The 2340-nt window shown below is 37.6% G+C and carries 1 protein-coding gene and 1 pseudogene; both read left to right on the top strand.

Annotated features, from left to right (window positions below):
* The first annotated feature begins 199 nt into the window (after positions 1-199).
* Complete coding sequence (locus FTU09_RS13570) at positions 200-379, top strand: hypothetical protein (protein WP_020847111.1); 180 nt, start codon at positions 200-202, stop codon at positions 377-379.
* Positions 380-945: 566 nt separating this feature from the next.
* Positions 946-1872 (top strand): annotated as a pseudogene (repM, locus tag FTU09_RS13565) (replication initiation protein RepM); the annotation flags it as partial.
* Positions 1873-2340 lie beyond the last annotated feature (468 nt).

Genomic DNA, 2340 nt, shown 5'->3' with positions numbered 1-2340 from the left:
ATTCCCTCCTGCTGTCGGAAAATGATAAATCCCCCAAACCGCTAAAAGTTGCCGATCGGCAACTTTTAAAATATCAAATTTTCACACATGGCTTAAAACCGCCTAAAATCGCCTTTAAGCGCACTTTTCTTCAAAACAGGGAAATCTAGCTAAACAGGGCTAAAAACGCCAATAAACGCAAAATAGGAGCATTTAGACCATGAAATTGAGTGATGCTGAAAAAAATAATCGTTTGTCAGAGGTGTTTTTAAAGAAATCAGATCGAGAATATTACGATTTAGAAATCACTGAAGATCATCAAAAACTTTATGATCAGTACGTTTCAGGTGATTTAAACAAGCAAGATTTTGAAGAACAACTAAACAAATTGATCAAGTAACCGAGCGAGTGTCTACGAGCGACTGAGCATTATAAAAATTTGCCCCTGCCTTTTCCCTGATTACAAGCTCCCTGTTGCTTCATAACGAGATTTACAGAGCAAAGCGACTGTAGCCACTGGCTCCATGATGAGCGAAGCGAATCCATTCTTGTTTTTAGCGTCCTAGCGGGTCTTTGAAAAAAACTGCCCCCAGGAATCGAGCGCAGCGAGATTCAATAGAGTTTGAGCGAAGCGAAAACATAGGGCAGTTTTAAATGCCGTTTTTAATTTTTTTGGGCTTTTAATAATAAAAAAGCTTTTAAATGCTTTTAAGCAGTCTGAAAGCATTGATATACGTGCGTTTCAGAGGACATAAGACGACACTTAGTGTGCTAAAAGACGACACTTAGTGTGCTAGAAATTCTCAATAAGACGACACTTAGTGTGCTTTGAAAGACAAAATAAAACATGTCGTTTTAAGCACGTTTAGTTTGCAAGATGCGACAAAATAAAATATGTCTGCTTATTGCTTCTTGATAAGGCTTCACATAAGATCAATAAGACGACATAATAAAATAAGACGCTATATGAAAGATTTAATTGTGAAAGATAACGCTTTAATTAATGCCAGCTACAATCTTGACCTAGTGGAACAACGGTTAATTCTTTTAGCAATAATTGAAGCCCGTGAAAGTGGTAAAGGTATTAATGCGAATGACCCTTTAACTATTCACGCAGAGAGCTATATCAACCACTTTGATGTATTGAAAAATGGTGCTTATCAAGCACTAAAAGAAGCCTGTAAAGACTTGTTTGCTCGTCAATTTAGCTATCAAGAACCAAGAGGAAAAGGAGTAGCTCATATTACCTCACGTTGGGTTTCTCAAATTGCATACATCGAAAAAACGGCATCTGTTGAGTTAATTTTTTCACCTGCAATTATCCCTTTAATAACTCGGCTAGAAAAACAATTTACGAGCTATGAGTTAGAGCAAGTAAAAGGGCTTTCCACTGGCTACGCCATTAGACTTTATGAACTTTTGATTGCTTGGCGTAGTAGTGGGAAAACACCAATTATTGAGCTAAGTGAGTTCAGAGAAAGATTGGGAGTATTAGAAAGTGAATATCATCGAATGCACGACTTTAAAAAGCGTGTTTTAGAACCATCATTAAAGCAAATCAATGAAAATACAGATATTACTGTCAAAGAAGAACAGCACAAAAGAGGACGTAATATTATTGGTTTTTCATTCCGATTTAAACAGAAGGCACAGCCAAAAAAACAACAAAAAACCGACCCTAAACGAGATCCAAACACACCTGATTTCTTTGTCGAAATGACCGATGCACAACGGCATTTGTTTGCACACAAATTATCTGAACTGCCCGAAGTTGGTAGCGAATATGCAGAGATCGGAGAGTCATCCGAAGACTTTACGAAACGCCTTGCAGACATGCTTTTAGAGCCAAAAAAATTCAGGATGTTTTATCCGCTACTGGAACAGCTCGGCTTTGGTTCTAAGAAAATCCAATCAGCACCAATCAAACAGGTCGATGAACCTAAGTTTATAGATTTTCCAAATATGCAGATCAACCGAATTTCTTACGGCATGTCCAGAAATAAAAAATTCAAACATTTGAAGCAAGAGAATGAATCACCTAATGATTTTATGCAACGGCTTTGCATCATGCTAAAAGACCCAAAACAGCAACTTCAATTTTACGATTTCCTAAAATCTAATCCTTGAGTTTCCCCCTCTAAAAAAGATTTCAAAACGCCCCAACTTTTGGGGCTTATTTTTATCTTTTTCAGAGGCCGTTTTTTTGTTTCTCGGAGAGAAACGCGGAAGCGTGCATTCCCTCCTGCTGTCGGAAAATGATAAATCCCCCAAACCGCTAAAAGTTGCCGATCGGCAACTTTTAAAATATCAAATTTTCACACATGGCTTAAAACCGCCTAAAATCGCCTTTAAGCGCACTTT

The organism is Acinetobacter sp. YH12058 (assembly GCF_013419805.1).
Taxonomy (GTDB): Bacteria; Pseudomonadota; Gammaproteobacteria; order Pseudomonadales; family Moraxellaceae; genus Acinetobacter; species Acinetobacter towneri.
This window is presented reverse-complemented; position numbering and strand designations above follow the sequence as displayed.

What these genes read in the sequence shown, in the direction of transcription:
- FTU09_RS13570 (WP_020847111.1), top strand. Translation starts at nt 200, where the DNA reads ATGAAATTGAGTGATGCTGAAAAAAATAATCGTTTGTCAGAGGTGTTT.